The 24826-nt window shown below is 72.3% G+C and carries 19 protein-coding genes; 9 read left to right on the top strand and 10 right to left on the bottom strand.

What is annotated here, in order from left to right; translation table 11 throughout:
• Positions 1 to 36: 36 nt before the first annotated feature.
• From ACFY3I_RS06205 to ACFY3I_RS06220, 4 genes are all read left to right on the top strand, one after another.
• Positions 37 to 1293, top strand: coding sequence for an ROK family protein (locus ACFY3I_RS06205; protein WP_365289280.1), 1257 nt, complete (start codon positions 37 to 39; stop codon positions 1291 to 1293).
• A gap of 227 nt (positions 1294 to 1520) precedes the next feature.
• Entirely contained in the window at positions 1521 to 3044 is a 1524-nt protein-coding gene (locus ACFY3I_RS06210) for a M81 family metallopeptidase (RefSeq protein ID WP_390859576.1), read from the top strand.
• On the top strand, positions 3041 to 3823 hold the full coding sequence (locus ACFY3I_RS06215) for a copper homeostasis protein CutC (protein WP_390859577.1): 783 nt from the start codon (positions 3041 to 3043) through the stop codon (positions 3821 to 3823). Before ACFY3I_RS06210 ends, ACFY3I_RS06215 begins: the two co-directional genes overlap by 4 nt.
• Positions 3824 to 3931: 108 nt before the next feature.
• Positions 3932 to 4462 carry a hypothetical protein gene (locus tag ACFY3I_RS06220; protein WP_390859578.1) on the top strand — a complete coding sequence of 177 codons (531 nt, stop codon included), beginning with the start codon at positions 3932 to 3934 and terminating at the stop codon, positions 4460 to 4462.
• A 19-nt stretch (positions 4463 to 4481) separates the two neighbouring features.
• On the opposite strand, the gene ACFY3I_RS06225 is transcribed toward ACFY3I_RS06220, so the two are convergent.
• The 4 genes from ACFY3I_RS06225 to ACFY3I_RS06240 form a co-directional block, all read right to left on the bottom strand.
• Entirely contained in the window at positions 4482 to 5060 is a 579-nt protein-coding gene (locus tag ACFY3I_RS06225; RefSeq protein WP_390859579.1) for a hypothetical protein, read from the bottom strand.
• A gap of 130 nt (positions 5061 to 5190) precedes the next feature.
• Entirely contained in the window at positions 5191 to 5658 is a 468-nt protein-coding gene (locus ACFY3I_RS06230; protein WP_390859580.1) for a DUF1153 domain-containing protein, read from the bottom strand.
• Between the two features lie 95 nt (positions 5659 to 5753).
• Complete coding sequence (locus ACFY3I_RS06235) at positions 5754 to 6383, bottom strand: hypothetical protein (RefSeq protein ID WP_390859581.1); 630 nt, start codon at positions 6381 to 6383, stop codon at positions 5754 to 5756.
• Between the two features lie 205 nt (positions 6384 to 6588).
• Complete coding sequence (locus ACFY3I_RS06240) at positions 6589 to 7260, bottom strand: Type 1 glutamine amidotransferase-like domain-containing protein (protein WP_390859582.1); 672 nt, start codon at positions 7258 to 7260, stop codon at positions 6589 to 6591.
• Between the two features lie 259 nt (positions 7261 to 7519).
• Here ACFY3I_RS06240 and ACFY3I_RS06245 point away from each other — a divergent pair, with 259 nt between their 5' ends.
• A complete protein-coding gene (locus tag ACFY3I_RS06245; RefSeq protein WP_390859583.1) occupies positions 7520 to 7819 on the top strand; it encodes a hypothetical protein in 300 nt (99 codons plus the stop codon).
• Positions 7820 to 7966: 147 nt separating this feature from the next.
• Here the strand turns inward: ACFY3I_RS06245 and ACFY3I_RS06250 are convergent, their stop codons facing one another.
• The 5 genes from ACFY3I_RS06250 to ACFY3I_RS06270 all read right to left on the bottom strand — a co-directional run bounded on the left by ACFY3I_RS06250 (position 7967) and on the right by ACFY3I_RS06270 (position 15469).
• Positions 7967 to 9829, bottom strand: coding sequence for a glycoside hydrolase family 76 protein (locus ACFY3I_RS06250; RefSeq protein WP_390859584.1), 1863 nt, complete (start codon positions 9827 to 9829; stop codon positions 7967 to 7969).
• 383 nt (positions 9830 to 10212) lie between these two features.
• Positions 10213 to 11313, bottom strand: coding sequence for an SGNH/GDSL hydrolase family protein (locus tag ACFY3I_RS06255; RefSeq protein ID WP_390859585.1), 1101 nt, complete (start codon positions 11311 to 11313; stop codon positions 10213 to 10215).
• Between the two features lie 285 nt (positions 11314 to 11598).
• On the bottom strand, positions 11599 to 12909 hold the full coding sequence (locus ACFY3I_RS06260) for an acyltransferase (protein ID WP_390859586.1): 1311 nt from the start codon (positions 12907 to 12909) through the stop codon (positions 11599 to 11601).
• On the bottom strand, positions 12906 to 15011 hold the full coding sequence (locus ACFY3I_RS06265) for a glycosyltransferase (RefSeq protein WP_390860092.1): 2106 nt from the start codon (positions 15009 to 15011) through the stop codon (positions 12906 to 12908). Before ACFY3I_RS06265 ends, ACFY3I_RS06260 begins: the two co-directional genes overlap by 4 nt.
• A 95-nt stretch (positions 15012 to 15106) precedes the next feature.
• Positions 15107 to 15469 (bottom strand): hypothetical protein, encoded by a 363-nt coding sequence (locus tag ACFY3I_RS06270; protein ID WP_365289297.1) that lies wholly within the window; start codon positions 15467 to 15469, stop codon positions 15107 to 15109.
• Between the two features lie 219 nt (positions 15470 to 15688).
• On the opposite strand from ACFY3I_RS06270, the gene ACFY3I_RS06275 reads away from it, so the two are divergent.
• From ACFY3I_RS06275 to ACFY3I_RS06290, 4 genes are all read left to right on the top strand, one after another.
• Positions 15689 to 16696, top strand: a complete 1008-nt coding sequence (locus ACFY3I_RS06275; RefSeq protein ID WP_390859587.1) for a glycoside hydrolase family 26 protein — start codon at positions 15689 to 15691, stop codon at positions 16694 to 16696.
• A 113-nt stretch (positions 16697 to 16809) separates the two neighbouring features.
• The gene (locus ACFY3I_RS06280) at positions 16810 to 18378 is read left to right on the top strand and encodes a PQQ-binding-like beta-propeller repeat protein (RefSeq protein ID WP_390859588.1); all 1569 of its coding nucleotides are present in this window, start codon (positions 16810 to 16812) and stop codon (positions 18376 to 18378) included.
• Positions 18379 to 18527: 149 nt separating this feature from the next.
• Positions 18528 to 19388, top strand: coding sequence for an aldo/keto reductase (locus tag ACFY3I_RS06285; RefSeq protein WP_390859589.1), 861 nt, complete (start codon positions 18528 to 18530; stop codon positions 19386 to 19388).
• Between the two features lie 33 nt (positions 19389 to 19421).
• Entirely contained in the window at positions 19422 to 20354 is a 933-nt protein-coding gene (locus ACFY3I_RS06290) for an aldo/keto reductase family oxidoreductase (RefSeq protein ID WP_390859590.1), read from the top strand.
• Positions 20355 to 20422: 68 nt separating this feature from the next.
• Here ACFY3I_RS06290 and ACFY3I_RS06295 read toward each other — a convergent pair whose 3' ends face one another.
• Entirely contained in the window at positions 20423 to 24613 is a 4191-nt protein-coding gene (locus tag ACFY3I_RS06295) for a S8 family serine peptidase (protein WP_390859591.1), read from the bottom strand.
• Positions 24614 to 24826 lie beyond the last annotated feature (213 nt).

Below are 24826 nucleotides of genomic sequence, written 5' to 3' on the forward strand. Positions count from 1 at the left end.
TCCGCCACACCCACCACCGCGGAAGTTACTTCGTACATGACTGAAATAAGTGCACGGGACCGCAAGGGCACCAAGGGCGTGAACCCGAAAGGCACCGCACCGAAGGGCACCGCCCTCGCCACGCGGGTCCTCGAACTCGTCGCGTCGGGGCAGGCGTCGTCCCGCGCCGAACTCGCGAAACTCCTCGGCACGGCCGCCTCCACCATCTCCCTGACCGTGGCCGAGCTGGTCGAGCGCGGGCTCATCGCCGAAGAGGGCACCCAGTCCTCGACCGGTGGCCGGCCCCGCAGGGTGCTCAGGGCCGGCAGCACCGACGAGTTCGCCGTCGCCGCCGACGTCGGCGGCCGCCATGCCCGGATCGGTGTGGTGCTCCCGGGCAGCGGAGTCCGCGACGTCGCCAACGTCCCCTTCGAGATCGCCGACGGCCCCGAGGCCGCGCTGCCGAGACTCGCCGACCACCTGGAGTCCCTCGCCGAACTCCGCGGACGCGACCGGCTCAGGGGCGTCGGACTCTCCCTGCCCGGGCCCGTGGACGTGGCGGCCGGCGCGGTCGTCCTGCCGTCCCGGATGCCCGGGTGGAACCGCTTCCCGGTCGCCGCCTGGCTGGAGGAGCGCTTCGGCGTCCCCGCCGTCGTCGACAACGACGCCAACTGCATGGCCGTCGGCGAGCAGAGCGTCCGGCCCGTCGCGCACCGGCGGACGATCACGGTGAAGATCGGCTCTGCCATCGGCGCCGGCGTCATCATCGACGGCCACCTCTACCGGGGCGCCACCGGAGCGGCCGGCGACATCACCCACATCCGCATCGAGAGCGGCGCCGACATCCCCTGCTCCTGCGGCAACACGGGCTGCCTGGAGACCGTGGCGTCCGGCGCCGCGCTCGTCCGCATCCTGCGCGAACGCGGACTGGACATCACCAGCACCGAGGACGTGGTCCAGCTCGCCACCGACGCCGACCCGGAGGCGACCCGCGCCGTCCGCAGGGCCGGCGAGCACCTCGGCCAGGTGCTCGCCGCCAACGTCAACTTCTTCAACCCGGAGGCCGTCTACCTCGGCGGTATCCTCTCCACCCTCGAACCGTTCGTCGCGGCGGTGCGCAGCCAGCTCTACGAGAGCTGCCACCCGCTGGCGACCGAACACCTCACCATCGAGCGGGCCATCCTCGGCGCCGACGCCGGACTCGTGGGAGTCGGGCTCTTCGCCCTGCAGCGCGCCCTGGCCCGCGCCCTGGGCGACGCGGGTGGCACCGGAACGGACCGATTCCACCCCGCCCTGTCCCCCGGAAACGGCTGACACCGGCCACAACTCCCGTCCCCCGAAGGGAAATCCCGCGCCGGGCCGCGTCCCACCGGGACGGGGCCCTCGGCAGCGGGCCGCCGCCGGGAACGAAGCCCGCGAGGAAGCGAAGAAAGTCCGGGCCGGGACCGCCGTCCACGGCCGGAGCCCCGCCCCGGGCCCGGCCGGCAGCCCGGAACCGCCCGGAGAAACCCATCCACCGCGCACCACCCGTACGAGGAGCCATGACGCACACCCGCACCGCCGTCGCCCACCCCGTCATCGCCGTCGCCGGCCTCGGCATCGAGTCCTCGACCTTCTCCCCCGCCCGTACCGAGGCACCCGCCTTCCATCCCGCGCGGGGCGCCGAAGTGTTCGACCGCTACCCCTTCCTCGCCCCGGGCGAGGAACTGCGCGAGGCCGCCGAATGGCACGGCGCCCTGGTCGGCAAGTCGCTGCCGGGCGGCACCGTCACCGCCGCCGCCTGGACCGCGCTCACCGACGAACTGATCGAGCGCCTTGCCGCGCTGCCCCGGCTGGACGGCCTCTGGTACGACATCCACGGCGCCATGACCGTGGAGGGCGTCGACGACGCCGAGGCGGTGCTGCTGGACCGCATCCGCGCCACCGTCGGCCCGGACGCGATCGTCTCCACCTCGATGGACCTGCACGGCAACGTCTCCCGTGAACTCGCCCACGGCAGCGACCTGATCACCTGCTACCGGATGGCCCCGCACGAGGACCACATGGAGACCAAGGAGCGCGCCGTGCGCAACCTGGTCGACCTCCTGGTCACCGGCGGCCCCCGCCCGGTCAAGGCCTGGGTGCCGGTCCCCGTCCTGCTGGCCGGCGAGCAGACCTCCACCCGGATCGAACCCGCGAGGAGCGTCTACGCGGCGGTCGACGAGGTCGAGGCCACCGCGGGTGTGACCGACGCGGCGATCTGGGTGGGCTACGCCTGGGCGGACGAGCCCCGCAACCGCGCCGTCGTCGTCGTCACCGGCGACGACACGGCGGCGGTGACGGCCGGGGCCGAACGGCTCGCCCAGGGATTCTGGGACGCCCGCGACGACTTCGACTTCGTCGCCCCGACCGGCACCTACGACGGACTCCTCGACGAGGCGCTCGCCTCCGACCGGCGGCCGTACTTCATCAGCGACACCGGCGACAACCCCACTGCGGGCGGCGCGGGCGACGTCACCTGGGGCCTGACCCGGCTCCTGGAACGTCCGGAGTTCCAGAAGGAGGACGGGCCCACCGTCATCTACGCCTCGGTGCCCGGCCCCGCCGCGATCGACACCGCCGTCGCCGCCGGGACCGGCGCCACGGTCACCGTCACCGCCGGCGCCGACGTCGACGACCGGCACGCCGGCCCCGTCACCCTCACCGGCGTGGTCCACGCGATACGGCACGGCGACCGGGACGCCGAGACCGAGGTCGTCATCCGCGTCGGCAGCGTGTACGCGATCCTCACCAGGCTGCGCAAGCCCTACCACCACGAGCACGACTTCACCGACCTCGGCCTCGATCCGCGCTCCGCCGACATCGTGATCGTCAAGATCGGCTACCTCGAACCCGAGCTGTTCGACATGTCGGTCGGCTGGAAGATGGCCCTCACCCCCGGTGGGGTCGACCAGGACCTGGCGCGCCTCGGGCACCGCCGCATCCGCCGCCCGATGTTCCCCTTCGACCGTGACATGCCGGCCCCGGACCTGACGGCCCGTGTCATCCCGGCCTCCGACGAGCCGCTCACCGGGGACGACGAGTGAGGGCGCACACCACCAGGCCCGCGCTGGAGATCGCCGTCACCTCGGTGGCCGGCGCCCGGGTCGCCCTCGACCACGGAGCCGATCGCCTCGAACTCTGCACCGGTCTGGAACTGGGCGGACTCACCCCGTCCGCGGCCCTGGTCGAGGCGGTCGCCGCGGTGGGTCTGCCGGTGCAGGTACTGGTCCGCTGCCGGCCGGGGGACTTCGTCTACGCCCCCGAGGAGATCGCCCTGATGGCGGCAGAGGTGCGCTCGGTGATCGCCTCCGGCGCCTCCGGGGTGGTCGTCGGCGCGCTCGGCACCGACGGCGGCCTCGACACCAACGCCGTCTCCCGCCTCGCCGCGGCGGCACACGACACGGGCCGCCCCGTCGAGGTGACCCTGCACCGCGCGATCGACCAGTCCGCGGACCCCGTCGCCGCCGCCGCGCTGTTGCCCGCCCTGGGGCTCACCCGGGTGCTCACCTCGGGCGGCGCCCCGACGGCCGTACAGGGCCTGGCCCGCCTCGCCGCCATGGTCGAAGCCGCACCCGGGGTCGAGGTGATGGCGGGCGGCGGGGTGCACCCGGCCGACATCCCGCGACTGACCGCCGCCGGGGTGGCCGCCGTCCACCTCTCCGCGAAGCGCCGGGCCGCACCCCGGCCCCGGGCCGCGTGGATCCCGCTGGGCGCCGCCGGGTCGTCGGCCGACCAGGACACCCACTTCGTGACCGACCCGGCGGTGGTCGCCGAGTCCAGGAGACTGCTGGAGTCCGGGACGACGACACAGACACCGGCCTGAGGGGCCTTCCGGGGGCGTCCGGCGGGCCGGTGTGCCGACTCCCGTCCCGGGCGGGCGATGCCGGTGCCCGGCTTGCGGAACGGCCCTACGGCGATGGGAGGATCGGGCGTGCCCTACCACATCGTCACCGTGACCGGCTCGCACCGCTCCGGCTTCGGCCTCCAGGTCGAACCCGCCGTCTCCATCAAGGAGTTGGCGGCCCGCGTCGCCGACTCCGAGGTACCCGTGCGGGGCGACACCCTGCTGCTTCTCTTCCCCGGGTACCGGCACGGGCGGGCGATCCTGGCGGACTTCGCGATGGAGGCGTGGCGGGACGGCGACACCTACTTCAGCCGGAGCCATCCGGACGATCCCGAGTTCACCCTCGTCATCGGCACCGAGCGCGGACCGGAGGACCTCCCGCCGGGCACGGAGATCTGGCTGGACGACTCCGCTCCCACCGGCGGAGCACGCAGTGACGGCTGGCGCCGGATCATCGCGCGGTTCACGGACCTGCCGTGGGTGCGGGTCGATCCCGACACGGGCCCGGAGACGATGCCGCCCCGCCGGTCGCCCTCCGGACCTCCTGGACCGCCTGGACCTCCCGGACTGCCCGGAGATCCCGGACTGCCCGGAGATCCCGGAGATCCCGAGACGTGAGGTCCCGGAGCGATCCTCGTCAGCCCGCGCCGCCACGGCCGCCCGCGCCGCCCGCCGCGCCGCCCCCGCAGCCGAGGCCCAGACAGATCCCGCCGGTGCCTCCGTCCCCGCCACGGCCGCCGTCGCCGCTGCCCACCGCGGCTCCGCCCGTGCCGCCCGTACCGCCGCCCGCGCTGCCGCCGCAGATCCCGGCGCAGATCCCGCCGGCGCCGCCGGTGCCACCCTGACGGCCGGGCGCACCGGTCGTGCCGGTGCCACCGCCCGCGCTGCCGTTGCACAGTCCGGCGCAGATCCCGCCACGGCCGCCGTCGCTGCCGTTGACGGTGCCGTCGCAACTGCCCGCGCACAGCCGGTCGCCGATCCGCACACTTCCGTCGCCCGCTCGGACGGGCCCGAACCGGGCGTCGGTGAACCGGCCGATGCCGGCGCCCGGCGGGACACCGTCGGCGGGAAGCGGCCGACCGGCTACCGGGGCCGGGCGGCCGTGCGCCATCGGTGCCGCCGACGCGGTCGGTGCCGTCGCGCCGACCGCGACACCGGCGGCCAGAGCGGCGGAGACCGTGAGACCGAGGCGGGCGGTCCAAGAACGTGTACGCATGGCTTTCCTCATTCCGGGGCGTTTTTCCGTACGGTGGCGCACCGTGGTGCGATTCCCGTTCCTTTCGGATGCTCCGGCCCGCAATGGGCTGGAGCATCCGAAAGCAGCGGTGGGGGAATTCCTGAATTCCTCAGGAGCCGAAGAGTGAATTCAGGCCGAGCAGGGCGTCCCAGTTCGCGGCCCAGTTCCCGTCGCGGAATTTCCTGTCCCAGGTGTCGAACTCCTTCTCGGAGATCTTGTACTTCCTGACCACGTCGGCCCTGTCCGCGTTCCCGGACTCGACGGCCAGCACGATCCGTACCTTGTCCAGGCCCGACAGGTCCGACCCGGGTTTGTCGGGCAGGTCACCGAACGTGAGACAGCCCGGCTTTCCCGGCTTCCCGGGTTCCCCCGGCCGCCCGGGCGCGCCGCCCTTCCCGCCCTCCCCACCCCGGCCGCCCTCCCCGCCGTGCCCGCACAGGGACGGGGCGGCGGCCGGGGCCGTGTGACCGGTGACGGCGGCACCCGGCGCGGCGTGGGCGGTACACGCGGTACCGGTGGCAAGGGCCAGCGAGGCCACCGCCAGGACCAGTGGACGCTGCCAGCGAGTTGTGGACATGAGAGTTCTCCGTGTTCCTTGATCATCGGGGGGGGTGGGGAGCGGGTACCGTGAGCGGCCCTCCGCCCGCCCACCCCACCTGGCCGGGGTCCGCGTCAGAAGATGCTGCCGCCGCCGGCGCCACCGGCTCCGCCCACGCCGCCGAAGAGCACGCCGAGGCCTCCCGCACCGCCCCTGCCTCCGCTGCCGCCCTGGAGGACGCCGAAGCCGCCGTTGCCGCCCCTGCCGCCGTTGCCGCCCTGCAGGAGGCCGTCGCCGCCGGAGCCACCGGAACCGGCGCCACCACCGAACAGGCCCGTGCCGCCGCGACCGCCGGAGCCGCCGTCACCGCCGATGACCCCGTCACCGCCGCCGCCACCGCCACCGCCGCCACCCCCGGAGAGGATGCCGTCGCCGCCGCTGCCACCCCTGCCGCCGTCACCTCCGACGCCAAGGACGCTGCCGCCGCCCGAGCCGCCGGAGCCCCCGCCGCCACCGATCAGGCCGCCGCCACCGGCACCTCCGTCACCACCGGCCCCGCCGCCCTGGACGAGTGCCGCCACCCGCGTCGCGGGCATCGGGGCGGCGGTCGCGGCCGACGCCGGCAGGACAACGGCTCCGGTGACGACCGCGGCCGAGGCGGCGAACGTCGCCAGGACGAGGCCCCGCCGCCTGGAACGGACACCGGGGCGGGCGGCACGGCCGCCGGACCGGAAATTGCTGCCGGCCGAAAAGAAACGGTTCATGGTATTTCTCCTGACGAAACAACGGCCGGCGGATCATTTACGACTGGATCGCCGCACCGGGAGGATGTGCCGGGCCTCGTTCACGTTTCCGGAGTTCCGATTTCCGGTTGGGCCCGCACCTCAAGTAGGCCCCGCGGCCGGCGCACGGTCACGTTCCGAGGGGTCGTGACTTGACCGGCGGGAGCGGATCGGGTAAAGCCGCGCACTATTCGGCGTTGAACAGCTTCCAGTGCCCCTCGGAGACGACCTCGACGCCGTCCTCGGTGACCTTGATGGCGGTCTGCGCGTCCATCGCGTACGCCGGGCCCCGCATCGCGGCAGCCCATCGCTCCGCCGCGGCCATGGTGTTCTCCGGACAGTCGGGACTGTCGAGATGCGGGAAGACGGAGAAGTCGACGACTCCCAGCGCGCTGTCGTCACCCGTGGGCGGCCGCCAGCCGACGAACTCCTCCCCCACACGGGGAGTCAGCACCATGCTCCCGGCACTGAGTCCGACGTAGACCGTGTCGCGCAGCGAGGGGAAGAGCGCGGCCAGTCCCGACTCCCGCATCCAGTGACACAGGTACAGCGGATCGCCGCCGTTCACCAGCAGGACGTCCGCCTCCCGGACCCAGGAGACCCAGCGTTCCGTGTCGATGCCGGGCAGGGCGGTGAGCTCCAGCACTCCCACCGACCGCCAGCCCAGCCCGGTCATCGGGCTGGGCGACCGGCCGCTGACGAAACGCCATGGCCCGCCCGGGTCCCCGTACGGACCTCCGTATCCCGCGGTCGGAATGCACAGGGCGTCGGCCTCGGAGAGCGGCTTGCCGAGCAGTTCGAGCAGCGCGGCCCGGATGCTCGCGTTCCTGACACCGGAATCGGTAAGGAGAAGCCTCATCACACCCCCGCGCTGACCGCCCCATCGAAGCACTCGGCAGTCGTCCACACCAGCGGGCGGGCACAGGTAGCCCTCGGGAAGCCCGGATCACCATGCCCGAGGCCCCTCTTTCGCCGGTCGCCCCTCGGGTCCGCGTCCTGGCGGACGGTTCTCCCCCGGTACTCCCGCGCGTAGGCCTCCGGCGTCGGCTATCGAGAGGGCGTCGCGGCGATCGTCGAGCCGCTGACCGGAAATGACCGCTCGTGGCAGACTCCGCGTCATGAGGTACTTCTGGGTGAGCGAGCGCGGTGACAAGTACCACGGCTGGGACGGCTGTCCGGCGCTCCGAGCCGAGCAGACCGCCGCCGGTTCCGGGGAGGGCCACGAGCGGCTCGACGTGACGCGGTACGACGGCGAGGACGCCGCACGGGCCGCCGCCCTGGAGCACGCCCAGTGCGAGGCACACGCCTGCTTCGCCCGGGGACGCGGCACGGGGCTCGCCCTGCTGGTGGTGCCGGACTACCGGCATCCGGCGGATGAGGGCCGGTCGGCGCGCCCTGACCCGCCGGCCGGGCACTGAGTTCCCGGCCCCGCCCGAAGCCGCCGCTTCGAGAGGGAGCAACCGGCCGCCGTCAGTGGTGGAAGAGCCGCAAACCGGTGCGGGCCAGCACGATCCCGAGCTCACGACAGGCTTCCTCGACCTCCCCGGACCTGACGGAGCCGTTCCTCACCCCGTCGCCGCGGTCAGGGCCCCGAGCGCACTCGCCTGGGTTCGCCAGTCGGACTGGTTGGGGGTGCCGCCGGCCCAGCGTTCGCCGAGGGTGTTGAGGGGGCTGCGGTCCCGTGTCCACAGGGTGTCGGCCTGCTTCTGGGCGTAACTCCGGTAGGCGGAGGAGCCGGTGGCCGCCGCGAGGTCGGCGAGGTGGCGCATGAAGATGCCCTTGAACTGCTTCTGGTTGTCGTCGCAGGACGCCGAACCTACGTCGCAGGACTCGGTGAGCACTCCCCCGCTGGTCAGCGCCGGGTTGCCGATCGCGGCGTCGGCCAGGGTGCGGGCGGTGGTCAGCAGGGAACCGTCCCCGGTCGACCTCCACAGTTCGGTGAAGCCGCCGATGGCGAGTCCCTGGTTGTAACTCCACACGGTGGAACCGTTGTTGGCGCATGCCGAGGTGAGGCCGTCGTTCACGAGACCCGATGAGTCGATCATCCCGCTGGCCCGGTACCAGGCCGCGGACGTCGTCGCCCGCTGGAGCCACACCGTGTCGCCGGGCAGGCGCTGGTGCAGTGCGGTGGTCAGCCAGAGGTACTGACCGTTCGTCACCGCGTTCTTGTAGGTCCGCTCCCGGTCCCACCACACGCCACCGCCGCAGGTGCCGGGATCCCAGAATCCCTGGATGTAGTTGGCGATGGTGACGGCCTCGTCGAGGTACCGGGGGTCGTGGGTGAGGTCGTACGCGTCGATCCAGGCGATCGCCCACCAGCCGGAATCGTCGATGCTGCGGCTGATGAAGTCGCCCTCGATCGCGTCCGAACTGCGTACCCCGGCGGCGAAGACACCCTTGTTCCGGTCGAAGGTACGCGCGACGACCCAGTCGTAGTCGTGCGTGCCGGTGGTCCTGGCGAAGTCGATCAGGGCGGTGAGGGTCGCGGCCGAGTTCCACCAACTGCTCGGCCACCAGCCGTTGTAGGGGTCGTACGACGCCATGAGGGCGTCCGCCGCCGCGCGCGCCCTCGTCGGTACGGGCCTCACCCACGCCGTGCAACTGCCGTCGCTGTGGCTCGCTTCCCGGCCGCAGGCGCGCACCGCCCCGCCGTAGAGGAGCCCGCGCGGGTCGCGGGTCGCGTACATCGTGGTGCGGGTGCCGGTGGCTCCGGAAGGCGTCGCGGTCCGGCCGAGGGAGGAGCCGTCCGGCCAGGTCGTACCGCCGTCCCAGGAGCGGTCGAGCCAGATCTCGTCGCCGGCGCCGCCGGTGTCGATGCTCGCCCAGGCCATGGCGTTCCTCTGGTCCAGGTGCAGCCGGATCGTGCGGCCGTGGAGGGTGGTGGACGGGACCGGCTGGTCGTCGCCGGACGCCTGGCCGGCACTCGTGCCGTCGCACAGGGTGTCGCACACGGTGGGATACACCCAGTTCGTGCAGCCGACCCCGGCCGCGTCGCCGCACGCCCTGACGAGTCCGCGCCGGTGGTTGCGGGGGTCCGTGATGTTGTACATCAGCGTTCTGGTGCCGGTCCAGGTGCCCGGGATGCTCGCCTTTCCGAGCAGCCCCTCCCAGGTGGCGCCGCCGTCCCAGGAGCGGTCCAGCCACACGGAGTCCCCGGTCACCCCGGCGTCGATGCTGGCCCAGGCCATGTCGTCCGCGTCGGACACGTGCAGTTCCAGGCGGCGGCCGTTGAGATCCTTGTTCGGTACCGGGAAGGTCTCCTGGCGGGCCTGGGAGGGGTCGAGCGTGTCGCAGGCCAGTACGCAGACCTGGGTCGCGGCAAAGGCCGGTGTCGCGACCGGCACCAGGCCGGCGAACGCGAGGGCGGTCGCCACCAGCACACCGAGCACCCGCCACCTGACAACGATGTCCGAGCTGCGCGAGAACATCGGCACCCGCCTCGATTTCACGATAGGCAACGACGGTCGGCGTGCACGGCGCAGACCGAGGACCCCTGCCGGGCCGGCCCCGGGACCGCCCCTCTCCGCCCCGCCTCCACCAACAAGGCAGTGAACCGGCTTGACGGGGCCGCGTCAAGCGCAGGGCGACCCGGCTCGCGAGAGGATCGTCCCACCACGTTGCGAACCACCCGAGACGGAGCCACACATGGGAACAGCATCGGTCAGTCGTCTGGAGGAGACGGCGAACCCGCCGTGATGCCCCTGCGCGTGGACTCGGCCAGGACTCCGCCCCGGTTCCGCGGTCTGCGGATCCGCCGAGGGGATCCGCAGACGGCGTTCACGCGGCCCTCCTTTCGGGTTCGGCCTGTTGGTCAGTGGTCGAGGAGGGCGATGCGGATGGCTCGTTCGACGTGGGCCGCGGTGTTGGCGTAGCCGTCGGCGTTGGGGTGGACCAGGGTGACGCGCTTGTTGATGGGAGCGCAGTTGAGCAGGGTGCCGGAGAGCTTGGCGGGCCAGTAGTCCGCGGCGTCGCCGCAGATTCCCTCGACCCACTTGGTGCCGGCGGGCTGGCAGGCGTCGTGGCCCACGCTGGATGAGTAGACGTCGACGTAGCGGTCACCGAAGAAGTCCGTGACGCGCTTGATGCTGCTGTTCAGCGGTTCGAGGACGTGGTCGCGGAGCCAGTCGACGTCGGCGTGTTTGACCGCGCCCAGCTCGGTGAGGGAGAGGCGGTTGCAGGCGGTGCCCTCCTGCGGCAGGACGGCGGGATACCCGACGGTGATCACCTTGGCGTTGGGCGCGGCCTGGTGGACCTTGGCCAGCATCTGGATGTACTCGTCCTGGACCCGCGCCAGTTTGTCCTGGATGTTCTCCTCCCCCTCGGGAGGACTGGTGAAGTACTCGCGGCAGGACTTGCCGGGCGTCGCGCCCAGTTCGAGGCACTTGAGGAGCATGCCGCCGAACGGCAGGCTGTTGCCGCCGACACCGACGGTGACGATGTCGGTCTGGTCGTTGAGCCTCGCCCGCTGGATCTGCGGGTCCACCGCGGTCCAGCCTCCGGCCGGGGGCTGGACCGGGCTGATCGGCGTCTGCCTGGTGTCGGCGACGTCGGCGATGGTGGCGTTGCCGCAGCTGACGTTGGTGAGGTGGACGGGCTTGCCCGGCGGGAACTCGTCGAGCTCCCGCTCGACGACGCCGGGGTAGGCGTCGCCGGTGCGGTCACAGCCGTCCCGCGACGCATCGCCGAGCGGGGGCTGCGGGGCTCCGACGAACCCGCCGGCGGTGTACGAGTCGCCCAGCGCGGCCCACTGATAGTGATCAGCCGCGCCGGCGGAACCCGCGGGCACCAGCGCGGACACCGCCAGGGCGAGACCCACGGCCAGTGCCCTCGTCCGCAGGCGGGAGACGGGGGGCCGCAGGGCTCCCCTGGGACGGGACGGCAGGGCCACGGCTGCCGGTCGGCCCCTGGACATCGGACGCATCCGCGTTCTCCATTCACTCAAGGTAGTCGGACGACTACGGAATGAAGCTAGGTGAGGGCATGTCATCGCTGGAGGGGCACGCCGGGTAAACCACCCGAGCGTGGTGTCCCGAAGTTCCGGGCCACGGTGACTGCGCCGGTGGCCGACCCCCCGGCCGGGACGTCGTCGAGGCCGCTTGCGCCGAGCGTGCTCCTGGCTCCCGCCCACCCGCTCGGCGCGCGTGTCCCGGCCCCGGGCCCGGTCCCGTCCCGCTTCGGACTCGGAGACCGGTCACGGTCAGACCCTCTGGCCTCGTGATCCGCCGGACGGGGCCTGTCCGCGCCGGCGCCCCTTGGGCCGGCGCGGGTAGGGGAAGAGGCGGGGGCGGCGCTTGGCCGCGACGTCCTCGACCCAGCCGAAGAGGAGGATCGCCAGGCATATCAGCGGTACGGCGATCACGAGCGGCGTCCACTGGCTCGCCAGCAGCCACTGCGCGTGATCGTAGAAGAAGGCGTTGCTCCACAGTGGGTCGATCAGCGGCTCGGTCAGCACGAGGGCGAAGGAGTGCCACAGGTAGACCGTCACCGCGCGGGAGTTGAGCAGGCTGATCACGCCGTTGAACCGCTCCAGCGGTTTGGGCCACCGCTCCCACGACGGGCTGAGGTGGAGCAGCAGCAGTACCGCCCCGAACGACCAGAGCGCCTGGGCGACCGGCACCGCCTCGAGGTCGTGCCCGAGGCGCGGGTTGTCCACCGGGGACCGCAGCAGCCACCAGTAGCCGAACAGCAGCACCAGCGGTGCCAGGGACGGCACGACGTACTGCGGAATCCGGCGGAGCAGCCCCTCCTGGTGGGCCATGCCGAGCAGCCAGCAGGCGCCGAAGGTGGTGAAGTCGGTGGCGGCCTCCATCAGCCGACCGGCCTGGTCGACCAGGCCCGAGTTGACGAGGAACGCGAGTGCCAGCGGCACCAGCAGGGTGACCCAGGGCAGGCGGCGCATCGCCTTGAGCATGAGCGGCGACAGCAGCACGTACCAGAGATAGGCGCGCAGGTACCACAGCGGCACACAGATCTGTTCGGCCCAGGAGGCGGGCAGGTGCCCGCCGAAGGTGTGCAGCGAGGCCCCGAACGGCGGCTCGCTGAGCGGCAGGACCCAGTAGGCCAGTTCAGCCCACCACCAGTGGGGGTGGTGGTCGTAGTGGGGGCCCCAGCCCTCCAGCAGCATGAGCGGCACCACGACCGCGCCGAACAGCCACATGGGCGGCAGCAGTCGGCGCAGCCTGCCGCGGATCACGCTCAGCGCCGGCCGTTCGAGGGAGCGCACCATGAGTGATCCGGCCAGCGCGAACATGACGCCCATGGACGGGAAGACGATCGGCAGCCAGGTCCAGCTGAAGTTGTGGTAGACGACCACGCGGACCAGGGCGAGCGCGCGCAGCAGGTCGAGGTAGCGGTCGCGGCCCGGTCTCCGTGCGGGGGCCGGGGTCGCCTCCTCGGGTTCCTCGGACCGCGCGGCGCGCGGCGCGGGCAGCGCGGCGGGGTCGATCACCCGCAGGGCGACGGTGGAGGAGTCCTGGACGCCGAAGGCGTCCCGTTCCGCGGTACTCATGAGGATGTCGCCCCCGTGGTGACGTCGAGCCCCACCTCACCGGTGCGCCGCAGCTTCTGCCAGCGCAACCGGCCGCCGGTGAGCGCCGTGATGAAGGACTGCAGCAGCACCATGTACATGAGCACCCGGTAGACGACCTGCTGGGCCGGGAGCGTGATCAGGTGCCACGCCTTCTCCTTGTCCAGGCGGAACGACCACCAGGCGCAGACGGCCTGCAGGGCCATCACGGCGAACCAGGCGGCGAGCGTCCGGTACGCGTCGACGAAGACCACGCCGTAGACCATGCCGATGTCGATGGCGGGCGCGAGCATCGGGGTGACCACCATGAACAGGGCGACGAACGGCAGGCCCACCCGGCCGAAGTGCCCGGCGGCACCGCGCTCCAGCACCGCGTGCCGGTGCTTCCACATCGCCTGCATGGTGCCGTAGCTCCAGCGGTAGCGCTGCGACCACAGTTGCTTCATGCTCACCGGCGCCTCGGTCCAGGCGCGCGCGTTCTCGGCGTAGACGACCTTCCAGCCGGCCCGGTGCAGTCCCATGGTCACGTCGGTGTCCTCGGCGAGCGTGTCGTCGCTCATGCCGCCCACCTGCTGGAGCGCCGTGCGGCGGAAGGCGCCGATCGCGCCGGGGATGGTCGGCATGCAGTTGAGCACGTCGTACATGCGTCGGTCGAGGTTGAAGCCCATCACGTACTCGATGTGCTGCCAGGCACCGATCAGTGTGTCGCGGTTGCCGACCTTGGCGTTGCCGGCCACCGCGCCGACGCGCGGGTTCCCGAAGGGCTGGACCAGTTCCCGGACGGTGACGGGTTCGAAGACCGTGTCTCCGTCCATCATGACGATCAGGTCGTACGAGGCGGCGGCCACACCGGTGTTGAGGGCGGTCGGCTTGCCGCTGTTCGGCTGCCGGATCAGCCGGACCATCGGCAGGCCGAGCTCCTCCACGATGGCGGAGGTGTCGTCGGTCGACCCGTCGTCGACCACGATCACTTCGATGGGGTGGTCGCTTCTGGCCAGTGAGAGCAGGGTGTTGGCGATGCACTCCTGCTCGTTGTACGCCGGTACCACCACCGTGACCGGTTCGGTGACGGGTTCGCCCCAGGAGAAGCCCGGTCTGCGGATGCGCCGAACGTGGATGGTGGACAGCACCAGCATGAGCCCGAACCGCGCCATGACCAGCACGCCGACGACGGCGAGGAGGCCGACCAGCCACGGCAGCAGGCGTACCGAGAACGTGGTGCACCACAGGAACGCCTTGCCGACCCAGAGGTTGTAGCTGGTGACTCTGGTGTTGGCGGAGCCGGTGCCGAGTGCCTGGCCGATCGTCCTGAAGGTGTAGCCCTCCGCCTTGAGTTTGTGGATGATGACCGGCAGCGCGGCCAGCGTCTGCGCACGGTTGCCGCCCGCGTCGTGAAGCAGGATCATCTCGCCCTGGCCGGGCAGGTCGGGCATGGCGGACTTGACGATGGCGTCGACGCCGGGGCGCTTCCAGTCGTCGGTGTCCTTGTCGATGAAGGCGGTCAGGTACCCCTCCGACCCGGCCTGCCGGGTCACCGGCCACGACCAGTCGTCCAGCGCGTCCACGGTGGAGGAGTAGGGCGGCCGGAACAGGCTGGAGTGGATGCCCGCGACTCCGGCCAGCGCGAGCTGGGTCTCGCCCAGTTCCCAGGTGAGCCGGGTTCCGGAGTGCAGCGCGAGGTCGGGGTGGGTGAAGGTGTGCAGACCGATCTCGTGGCCGTCGGCCACGATCTGCCGGATCAGCTCCGGGTTGCGGGTGACCATCGAGCCGGTGACGAAGAAGTCGGCGCCGACGTTCTCCTCCTTGAGCACCTTGAGGATCTTCGGCGTCCACTGGGCGGACGGTCCGTCGTCGAAGGAGAGGACGACGGTCTTGTCCGGGATCGTGTAGTTGACCGGTTCGGTGTTCCGGTCGCCGCGCGCGTCGACGATCGGCCCGCCCTCCAGCACGCTGGTCGGGACCGTGCCCTTGTCCACCGAGACGGCGATGCGCTCGTCGTGGAAGACCTCGTTGTTGGCCATGCCCCGAAGGACCATCAGCGCCAGCAGGGTCGCCAGCACGGTCACCGGCAGGAAGAAGCGCAAGGGTGGTGCGGCGAGCCGGCGGGGGCGCGCGATGGACTGCCGGGAGCGTTGGCGGCGGGAGCGGGACATGGACTTCCTGGTCGGTCGCGTCTGGACTACTGCGCGGTGGCTGTCGCGGGGCTCGACGCCACCGTGCCGGACAACGCCGTTCCGGCGTCCGACGCGGTGGCGTCGGGCGTGGTCACCGCGGTGGTGGCCGGTGCGGACCCGGCGGCGCCGGGGGCGGCGGGGAGCGGCGCGTCGAGGTACTGGCCGGGGGGCGTGGTGTCCGCGGTGCCGGGGACGGTGAGCGCGGGTGCCTGCGACTGGGTTCCCGCGAGTCCCGAGATCATCGCGACCACGAATCCGGTGCAGACGAGACCCAGCAGCCAGCCGAGACCGCGCAGGCGGCGGCCGCGCAGACCGGTCTGGTCCACAAAGACGGGAGCCGACTCGGCCTCCGTGGAGGCAGTGGTCATCGACAGCCTCGAGCTTCCTTTGGTCGTGGTGCAACTGCCGGCTCGGCGCTGCCAAAAGCAATAAATAGTAAGAAGAAATGATCAATATGCGAGGCAAGGAGGTCATCCCACCCGCTCCCGATCTTGCCGCCAGATTAGTATGGAGATTCAGTGAATGTCACGCGGGTCTCGTAGAGTTCCTGCTGATCAGCTTGCCTCCAGCCCGATCGGACCTCCCGCATGGCCACAGCCCGCCGCAACCGCCCGACGGTCGCCGCCATCCTCATGGTCGCCGTCGCCTTCCTGGCGGGTGCCTGCGGCGACGCCGGGAGCGAGGGGGGCGCCAAGTCGGGTACGGCCGCCACCGAGGCCGCGCGCTTCCAGGTCTCGTCCATGCTCAGGCCGTCCGGCCGCGCACTGGGCGTCGTCGACGACAAGACGCCCTGGCAGTACGGCATCGTCACCACCTTCACCAAGGAGGCGGGACGGGCCCCCGACATCCGCGAGTACTACAGCTCCTGGGGCGACGACTTCGACGCCGAGGGCAACGCCTTCCTCTGGCGGCACGGGCAGCTGCCGATGATGGCGCTGGTTCCCTCCGACACGTCGCTCGCCGACATCGCGCAGGGCACCGCCGACGCCTACATCCGCCGCCTCGCGGGTCAGGTCGCGGCCTACGACGGGCCCTTGGCCCTCTCCTTCGCCGGCGAGATGAACGGTCCGTGGAACTCCTGGGGCCCCCGGCACGCCGAGCCCGCGGATTTCGTCGCGGCCTGGAAGCGCGTGCACGACGTCTTCACCGCACAGGGCGTCACCAACGTGATCTGGGTGTGGACACCGCACGTCGTCGACTCGGGCACCACCGCGGCCCTCCGCCCCTACTACCCGGGCGACGCCTACGTCGACTGGGTCGGGCTCATCGGCTACTACGGGCCGATCGACGGCGTCGCCTTCTCCAGCCTGTTCACCCCGACCCTGCGCCGGGTCGCGGACTTCTCCGGCAAACCGGTCCTGATCGCGGAGACCGGGGTGGCGCAGGGCGCGGACAAGGCGGCGCACATCCGGGACCTGTTCCAGGGTGCCGCGAAGGCCGGCGTCATCGGCCTCGTCTGGTACGACCAGCGCAAGGACTGGCCGGGCGGCGACCAGCTGATGGACTGGCGGATCGGCACCTCGACCGGGGCACTGGCCGCGTTCCAGGTGGAGTCGGGCCGCAGCGGCTTCGGCCATCCGTTCAGGAACGACTGACCCGGAGCGGGCAGGGCACATCGGGCACAGGCCCACAAGAAGGACGCTCATCACCTCGCACCGGTGCGACCGGAACACGCGGGTGCCAATCCCGATCAGGGGGGATCACGGAGATGACGACGGAATCGTCGCCGGGCCAGGGGACTTCGCAGGAGGAAGCCGGCTGGGCCTTCCGGCCCCGGCCCCGCAGGCCGGCCACCGCGGCGCACTCGTACGAGGACCGGTGGCGGCCGGAAACGGACCCGTCCCGGGACGGCGGCCCGTCGGCCGAGCCGTACGGAACACCCCTGGGCACCCGGTGGGACACCACCATGCCGCTGCGTTTCCCCCAGCCACGCGAAGGCGCACACGAGGCCGTTCCCGAGCCCGGTCCCCGGGCGGTCTCCCGTCCCCTCCCCGCCACCGCCTCCGCGCGGCCGAACCACCCCGCGGACGCGGACGCCGGCCGCGAACAAGCCCGCAGGCCCAGGCCGGTGGGGCGGATCGCGCTCACCCTCGCCGTCCTCGTCGCCGTCGGCGGGGGCGCCGCCGCCCTGGTCGAGCAGGAGGACGCGACCGCCGTCGCCGCGAAGCAGCTGACGCCGGCGTGGCAGGCCCCGGCCGCCGGGGCCGACGACACGCTGATCGGCAGCTGGCTCACCGACGGCCTGCTCGTCCGCGCCGGCAGCCGGGGCGGCCTGCGCGCCTACGACCTCACCGACGGACGGCAGGTGTGGAGCGCCACTCCCTCCGCCGCCGACGCCGAACGCGGCACCGTCCCCTGTGCGATGTCCCCGACGACCGGCCCCCGTGGCATCGGCACCGTCGCCTTCGGCAAGGACGGCAGCACCTGCACCTGGCTGGCCGGCGTCCAGGCCTCCAGCGGGAAGATCCTCTGGTCCATACCCCTGACCAGCGCGCGGCACCCCACCGCGACGACCGTCACGACGTACCTGCAGGGCGATGTCGCCACCGTCGTCGGCGAGAACTTCCTCGGCGGCGTGAACATCCGCACCGGCAGCCGCGCATGGGGCTACAAGGCCCGCGGTCACTACTGCAACGCCTACGGCTGGGGCACCGGCGGCACCGTGCTGGTGGACGACTTCTGCCTCGACCGCAAGACCAGGTTCACCCTCACCGCGTACGACGGCAGGACCGGGAAGCGGATCTGGCGAAGAGCCCAGAGCGCGCACTCCGAGGTGACGCACATCCTGTCCGGCGCTCCTCTGGTGGCCGCCGTCCACACGGCCCGCCAGGACGCCGTGCGGGTGCTCGGCACCACCGGCACCGGCCGCAAACTGGCCGTGGGCGACGACGAGCTCACCGACGGCAACGGCACCGGGGCCGACCACTCGGCGCGGCTCATCGGCGACGTCCTGGTCACCCCGGCCTCGGTCGCCGGCGGCACGGCGATCGACGGCTTCGACATCACCACCGGCGCCAGGCTCTGGACCCACCGGTCCGCCGCGCTCGCCGTCCCGGCCTCCCGCGAGGGCGACAAGGTGTACGCCGTGACCACGTCCGGCTCCGCGCAGCTCGTCACCATCGACCCGCGCTCGGGTGCCGCCACCCCGGTCGCGGGACTGCCGGCCGGGACCGGGAAGTGGGACTTCGTCTCGGGCACGGTCTACGTCACTCCGGACGGCGGCGTGCTGGAACTCAGCGCCCTCGGGTCGAACGGCGGTGTGCGGCTCTACCGGTAGACCCCGCCCCGCGATTCATCGGTTCCCCTTCTCAACGCGATGACCGACAGCTGTTGGACTTCTGAATCGTCGATTCCTAGGCTCGGCCGGGCAGGTCTTCCGGACAGAGGACCTGACCACTTGTCTTCCACATCCGGAGGAGACATCCGATGAAGCAACGCACGATCGGCGGACGGACGGTGTCGGCGATCGGGCTCGGCGGTATGCCGATGTCCATCGAGGGCCGCCCCGACGCCCGCAGGTCGATCGAGACGATCCACGCCGCGCTCGACGCCGGTGTCACCCTCGTCGACACGGCCGACGCGTACCACCGCGACGCCGGCGAGGTCGGACACAACGAGGAGCTCATCGCGCGGGCCCTGCGCTCGTACGGCCCGGGAGCGGACGAGGTGCTCGTCGCGACCAAGGGCGGCCATCTGCGGCCCGGCGACGGCAGCTGGACCGTGAACGGCGACCCGGCCCATCTCAGGCAGGCGGCCAAGGAGTCGGCCAGGCGGCTGGGCGTCGAGGCGATCGGCCTCTACCAGTTCCACCGCCCCGACCCGCGCGTGCCCTACGCCGATTCGCTCGGCGCGATCCGTGATCTGCTCGACGAGGGCGTGATCCGCATGGCCGGCATCTCGAACGCGACCGTGGCGCAGATCGACGAGGCCAACGAGATCCTGGGCGGTCGTCTCGACTCGGTCCAGAACCAGTTCTCGCCCAGGTTCCGCTCCAGTCTGGGCGAGTTGGAACACTGCGCCGGACTGGGAATCGCGTTCCTCCCCTGGAGCCCCCTGGGCGGTATCGCGAACGCGCCCGAACTCTCGGCGCAGCAGGCCGTTTTCCGAGAGGTCGCGGACGAGACGGGCGTCAGCGTCTACCGGGTGACCCTGGCCTGGGAGCTCGCCCTCGCACCCGTGGTGGTGCCGATCCCCGGATCCTCCCGCCCCGAGAGCATCCGTGACTCGGCGGCGGCCGCCGAGGTCGTGCTCACCCCGGACCAGATCTCCCGCCTGTCGGCGGCCTGAGGCGCACACCCACTCACGGACAAGGACCCGATCGTGAAGACGTTCAAGCTCCCGGGCACCGACATGGTCGTCCCGAACATCGTGCTCGGTCTGATGCGCATCCAGCACAAGAGCGACGCGGAGGTGCGCGAACTCCTCGCCACCGCCATGGACGCCGGCATCACCTTCCTCGATCACGCGGACGTGTACGGCAGTGAGCTGCACGGCTGCGAGCGCCGTTTCGCCGAGGCGATGGGGCTCAGCTCCGCGCAGCGGGAGAAGCTGGTCATCCAGTCGAAGGCGGGCATCGTCCGCGAAGGCCCCTACTTCGACTTCTCCTACGAGCACATCATGGAGTCGGTGGACGGCTCGCTCGAAGCTCTCGGCACCGACTACCTCGACATCCTGCTGCTGCACCGTCCGGACGCCCTGGTGGAACCCGAGGAGGTCGCGCGCGCCTTCGACGAACTCGCCACCGCGGGCAAGGTACGGGCCTTCGGCGTCTCGAACCACACCCCCCGGCAGATCGACCTGCTGACCCGCTACGTCAGGCAGCCGCTGGTGGTGAACCAGCTGCAGCTCTCGATCACGCACGCCCCGCTCGTCGCGCAGGGCGTCGCCGCCAACATGCAGGGCCTGGACCAGTCGGTCAGCCGTGACGACGGGCTGCTGGACTACTGCCGGCTGCACGACATCACCGTGCAGGCGTGGTCACCGTTCCAGGCGGGCTTCTTCGACGGACCGTTCCTGGGCTCGGAGCACCACGCCGACCTCAACGCCGTCATCGACCGGCTGGCCGCGAAGTACGGGGTGCCGCCCATCGCGGTCGCGACGGCCTGGATCACCCGCCATCCCGCCCGGATGCAGGTGGTCATCGGCACGACCACACCCCAGCGGGTCGCGGACGCGGCCCTCGGATCGGACGTACCGCTGACCCGTGCGGAGTGGTACGAACTCTTCCGCGCCGCGGGCCACATCGTGCCCTGAGCGGGTGTGCCGGGGTCCGCGGGCACCAGGGTGCCCGCGGACCCGGGACGGCCGGCCGGTGGGCCGGATCAGTAGGAGAACTGCTGGATCTGGCTGCCGTCGCCCGCGTACGTCCAGCCGGTGCGGGTCGCCGGGTCGAGCTGGACGGCACGCTCGTGATGCGAGTCGAGCCGTCCGTTGTAGGCGCCGAACTGCGGGTACTCCACACCGCTGACCGTGCCCACCGTCCGGCCCGTCCTCAGGTCGACGACGGCGACGCGGCCGGTGGCGTTGTTGTCGGTGAAGCCGTACTGCTGGAAGCCGCCGGTGGGTTTCAGGTCCGGGAAGCGGAAGGCGAGGAGCGCCAGTTGGTGTTCACCGTCGACGGCGAGGGCGACGGGTGCCTGTGCCGTCCCCACGCTCACCGGGTCGCCGCCGCCCAGCTGCGCCAGATACCCGGTACCGGGGAAGTTGACGCTCAGGGAGTGGTACCAGGTCTCGTAGAGGTGGCCCTTGTCGTCGGACGCGAGGGTCGCGGCGCACGGGGTGCCACCGGGGCTCTGGGTGACCGTGCCGGAGTCCAGGTCGACCTCCGCCACCGTGCCCGAGCCCATTCCGGCGAGGCAGTTGACGGTGGAGCCGGTCCTCTGCGCGGTGAACACACCGGTCTTCCGGTCCAGTTCGAGCAGGCCGTAGGGGGCGCCGGCCACCGGGGCGGAATCGAGTTGGAGGGGCGTGCCGGGGGTGCCGGTGGCCGTGTCCACGGGCAGGACGAAGCCCGCCCGGTCCCCGGCGCGGGAGGCGAGCACGGCGGCCCGATGACGTGCGTCGTCCACCCGTCCGCCGGTCACGACGTACTGGTCGTCGACGCGGGCGGGACGTCCGACGAGGGCACCGGTGCTCGTGTCGTAGGTCTCCAGCCACTGCTCGCCGGTGGTGGTCCGCTTGTGCAGCACGAGCACGTGGTGTGCGGAGTCGACGCCGAACACCTCGTACACGGAGCCGTGTTCGGGGTCGCCGGTGAGCTTGCGTCCGTAGGTTCCGTCGGCCGCGTCGTAGTCGTAGACCGAGCCCTCGCCGGTGGGGCTCTCGACCGACGCCACGGAGGTTCCGCCGGGGACGACGGCGAAGTCGGTGAGGTTGGTGCCGTCCGGTGCGAGGCCGTCGTCGTAGGCCAGCAGCGACGTCGGGGATCCCTGCCCGACGATGTCGCCGTGCCGGTCGAGGGCGAAGACCCGCAGGTCGTAGGCGTCGGACGAGGGCAGCCTCAGTGACCGGGCGTCCAGCCCCGCCGTGCCCCGCGTGCCCTTCAGCGTGCTGTGCAGTGTGGCCGGGCTGTCCACTCCGTCGTGGTCGCGGACGGTCCCGTCCTGGTTGGCGACGAGGTTGTAGGAGCCGTACATGTTCGGGCCGGGGGCGGAGAACTCCAGCAGGGTGCCGGTCGCGCCCTTGACCCGGGAGACGTCGTAGTGGACGGAGAACCGGGGGGCGGCCCGGGTGATCTCCAGCAGGTGGCCGGGCTCACCGGACGGCTCGGCGGCCAGGGTCGGTGCGGCGGGGCGTCGCGCGGGAGTTCCGCCGTCGACGCGGACCGAGGCGAACTCCCCATACAGCGGGACGCCCCTGGCGCCGCCGGTGGGGTTCTGGACGACGCCGATCCCGTAGAGGCCGCCGCCCGCGGTGAACGCGGTGGCCGGCACGGTGACCGTCCCGCTCGGCGCGGTCAGCGGGGTGGTGTAGGAGGCGGAGAATATGGGGGCCGCAGCCGGGCTGAAGTGACCGACTCCGGAGACGACGAGTTCGGGCGAGTCGACGTCGCGCACTCCGGTGAGGTCGTAGTGCACCCGCACCGAGTGCCCGGCCTCGACGACGGGCCGGACCACCGGGGCGAGTGCCTCGGCGTATCCCCCGTCGGTGGGCCCGAAGGTCAGCTCGCGGCGGGCCGCGCAGAGTACCTGGTGGCCGCGGCGCACCTCGAAGGTGAGGGAGAGCCGGCGGTCCGCCGTGGAGGCGACGGGCAGGCCCGCCGCGGTCAGCATCTGTGCGGGAGTCAGCCGGATCGCCGGGGTGGCGGAGGTGAACTCCCGCTTCCCGACGCGCAGCACGTACCGGATGCCCTGGTGCCCGCTCGGGCCGGTCAGCCCGGTCACGTCGGCGCCGATCGTCACCGGTCCGACCAGGCCCTCGCCGGTCGCGCCGGAGCCCGTGCCCGGTCCGGCCAGGTCGATGCGGCCGGGGTCGGTGGACTCCAGGTAGGAGCCGCCGAGGCCACCGATGGTCTGGCGGTGCGCGACGGAGAGCCGCACGATCCGCGGTGCCCCGGTGGCGACCGGACCGCCGTGCGCCTTGGCCAGTACGGCCTGGACGGCCGCCGTGACGTCGAGTTGCGGGCCCACGTGCAGCGGCCGGTCGATCTGCGGTGGCGTGGGCACGGCGCGGCCGGTGCGTTCCAGCAGTGAGCGCACGTCGTCCGGTGACGGGTGCTGTCCGGTCAGCCGGGAGGTCTGGAGCACGACCGCGGCGGCCGCGGCTATCTCCGGCGCGGAGGCGGAGGTGCCGCCGCTGAGGACCTCCGCGACGGACTGCGCGGTCTGTCCCTGGTGCTCGAAGGCGGGTATGCCGTCACCGGGCGCCGAGACGTCGACGCGGGTGCCGAACCCCGACGAGTAGACGCCGGAGCCGTTGAGCCGGGTGGTCGCCCAGGTACCGGTCGCCGAGTCGGCGCCGCCGCTCCGCGGAGGGACGGCGAGGGTGTCGTCGGTCGTGGTGGCGCCCGCGGCGATGGCCCCGGAGTCGAGGACCTCGCTGGGCGTGGTCGACATCCGGTCGTCGTCGATCCGCGTGGTGCCGGCGGGCTCGTGTGTCACGTCGGTCGGTGTGCTGCCGCCGTCCGGTCCGACGGCGGCGTTGGTGTAGAGCCGGGTCCCGTCGTTCGAGGAGACGACGACGGTGATGCCGTACCGGCGCACGATGGACGCGATCACCGACTGCTGGAGGGGATCGTCCTCCAGGTAGCGGCCGGGCATGCCGTAGGCGTCGGTGCCGTAGCCGAGGCTGGCGGTGATCACGTCGGGCCGTGGTGTCTGGCGGGCCGCGGCCAGCAGCGCCACGGCGATCTGGCTGAAGGTCGGTTCCTGCGGGACGACGAGCCGGTACCTGGCTCCGGGTGCGATGCCCAGCAGGTCGGAGTCACCGCTGCCCTGCATGCCGGGGCGCTGCGCCTCGTGCGGCAGCGGCGCCATCACCGAGAAGTCGAGCAGCACCTCACCGAGCGCCGGGTCCTGCCCCTGCGTCGAGCCGGCCGGGTCGAGGGCGCCGGTGGGGTCCGCCGTGTAGGTGGGGATCAGCGGCATCGTGGGGATGTCCAGGTACCGGCGGCCGTCGCGGACGACGGTGGTCGGGCCTGTCGGGCCGAGGTCGGGCGTCGACTCGTCGGTGAGGTCGCCGACCGAGACGTTGGTGATGGTCTCGCCGGTGCCGGGCAGCTGGCCGAACTTCTTCCCGAGCAGGCTGTAGGCGGCCGTCGCGTCGACACCGCCGGCGTTGAGGAAGCTCTGCGTCGAAGTGGCGAGGGCGGCGTTGCCGGGGATTCCGCCGGCGCCGGTCGCACCGTCGTGCCGGGCCTTCGGGGTGTTCCGGGCGCCGGTGCCGGCGGCGGCGGCGGTCCCGGGCAGGGGCACGGCGCCGGTGTTCATCGGCGAGACGGTCAGGTCGGGTTCCGCGTAGCGGACGCCGGGGGTGGCGGCCAGTGCCCGGGCGGCGGTGGCGGCGTCGCCTCCGGCCAGCTGGACGACCTGGACGCTGGACAGGTCGATGGCCGCGGCGCCGAGCCGCGCCCGGGCGGCCGTGTGCAGGAGGCGGCCCTGCTCGGTGGTGAGTCCCGGGACCAGGGGCCGGATGGAGACGGCGTGCGCGCGCCGGAGCGCGGAGTTGACCCCGGCGTCGGAGGTGACGGGGGTACGGGCCCGCAACTCGCGTCGGCCGCTCCGCTGTGCGCCGGTCACCCGGGCGTCGGGTCCCAGCACGACGAGCACCTGCTGCGGGCTGTCCGGCGTGGTCCGTACGGGCGTGGGCTTCAGGAAGGAGCGCAGCGGCCCGAGGGCGGACGCCCCGGGTACGGCTGCCGGGCCGGACGTGGCGAACGCGGCCCTCGGACCGGTGCCGGGCGCCGTGGCGGTCGCACCGGTCGCGGCCGCGTACTGCACGGGTGTGCCGAGCAGCAGGGCCGCGGTGGCCAGGGCGCCGACGCCACGAGCGACCGCTCGTCTCCGCCGTTTCATGGGCGCTCCACTTCTCGCGTGAGGAGATCGGGGAAAGATCGGGCGTCGGCCGGCTGAACGGCACCGACGCGTGGGGAATCTGTCAACCCGCGGGAACCCGCACAAGATGACGGCGGTGGCGGACTTCCGTCAGCTGGCGGTGATCGGCCACCAAAGGCGCCCGGCACCGCGGACCCCGCCTGCCCCAGGGGCGGAGGCGGGCGGGAGCGGACC

It is taken from the genome of Streptomyces sp. NPDC001068 (assembly GCF_042897315.1).
Lineage (GTDB): Bacteria > Actinomycetota > Actinomycetes > Streptomycetales > Streptomycetaceae > Streptomyces.

Excerpts from the sequence above, each read along its gene's own strand:
- ACFY3I_RS06205 (WP_365289280.1), top strand. The coding sequence starts at position 37 with ATGACTGAAATAAGTGCACGGGACCGCAAGGGCACCAAGGGCGTGAAC.
- ACFY3I_RS06210 (WP_390859576.1), top strand. The coding sequence starts at position 1,521 with ATGACGCACACCCGCACCGCCGTCGCCCACCCCGTCATCGCCGTCGCC.
- ACFY3I_RS06225 (WP_390859579.1), bottom strand. The coding sequence starts at position 5,060 with ATGCGTACACGTTCTTGGACCGCCCGCCTCGGTCTCACGGTCTCCGCC.
- ACFY3I_RS06230 (WP_390859580.1), bottom strand. The coding sequence starts at position 5,658 with ATGTCCACAACTCGCTGGCAGCGTCCACTGGTCCTGGCGGTGGCCTCG.
- ACFY3I_RS06235 (WP_390859581.1), bottom strand. The coding sequence starts at position 6,383 with ATGAACCGTTTCTTTTCGGCCGGCAGCAATTTCCGGTCCGGCGGCCGT.
- ACFY3I_RS06240 (WP_390859582.1), bottom strand. The coding sequence starts at position 7,260 with ATGAGGCTTCTCCTTACCGATTCCGGTGTCAGGAACGCGAGCATCCGG.
- ACFY3I_RS06245 (WP_390859583.1), top strand. The coding sequence starts at position 7,520 with ATGAGGTACTTCTGGGTGAGCGAGCGCGGTGACAAGTACCACGGCTGG.
- ACFY3I_RS06250 (WP_390859584.1), bottom strand. The coding sequence starts at position 9,829 with ATGTTCTCGCGCAGCTCGGACATCGTTGTCAGGTGGCGGGTGCTCGGT.
- ACFY3I_RS06255 (WP_390859585.1), bottom strand. The coding sequence starts at position 11,313 with ATGTCCAGGGGCCGACCGGCAGCCGTGGCCCTGCCGTCCCGTCCCAGG.
- ACFY3I_RS06260 (WP_390859586.1), bottom strand. The coding sequence starts at position 12,909 with ATGAGTACCGCGGAACGGGACGCCTTCGGCGTCCAGGACTCCTCCACC.
- ACFY3I_RS06270 (WP_365289297.1), bottom strand. The coding sequence starts at position 15,469 with ATGACCACTGCCTCCACGGAGGCCGAGTCGGCTCCCGTCTTTGTGGAC.
- ACFY3I_RS06275 (WP_390859587.1), top strand. The coding sequence starts at position 15,689 with ATGGCCACAGCCCGCCGCAACCGCCCGACGGTCGCCGCCATCCTCATG.
- ACFY3I_RS06280 (WP_390859588.1), top strand. The coding sequence starts at position 16,810 with ATGACGACGGAATCGTCGCCGGGCCAGGGGACTTCGCAGGAGGAAGCC.
- ACFY3I_RS06285 (WP_390859589.1), top strand. The coding sequence starts at position 18,528 with ATGAAGCAACGCACGATCGGCGGACGGACGGTGTCGGCGATCGGGCTC.
- ACFY3I_RS06295 (WP_390859591.1), bottom strand. The coding sequence starts at position 24,613 with ATGAAACGGCGGAGACGAGCGGTCGCTCGTGGCGTCGGCGCCCTGGCC.